The sequence below is a fragment of the Achromobacter sp. SIMBA_011 genome, from assembly GCF_046535435.1.
Taxonomy (GTDB): Bacteria; Pseudomonadota; Gammaproteobacteria; order Burkholderiales; family Burkholderiaceae_B; genus Achromobacter; species Achromobacter dolens.
The window spans coordinates 1-232 of the sequence record NZ_JAWRWN010001305.1 but is presented as its reverse complement, the minus strand read 5'-3'; the positions used below and the strand labels follow the sequence as shown (position 1 = coordinate 232).

Annotated in this window: 1 pseudogene; it reads left to right on the top strand. The window is 56.0% G+C overall.

From position 1 onward, the window contains the following. Positions 1-232, top strand: a pseudogene (locus SB816_RS35295) (EscJ/YscJ/HrcJ family type III secretion inner membrane ring protein); the annotation flags it as partial.

The following is a 232-nucleotide window of genomic DNA, read 5'->3' as shown; positions in this document are numbered from 1 at the left end:
CTGATAGCGTTGAACTGCGTCGACAACTTTCCGAACAGGAAGCCAACGAGGTCATCGCGGAACTGGCGGACAAACATATACGCGCTCGAAAAGTCCCAGCCAAAGACGGAGATGTTGTTATCGTCAATGCCAGCGACATCAGCCGTGCTGTTCGCACACTGGAGGCCGCAGGACTACCCCGGATGGCTCGCGCCACAATGGGAGACACTTTCCGCAAGGAAGGCGTTATCTC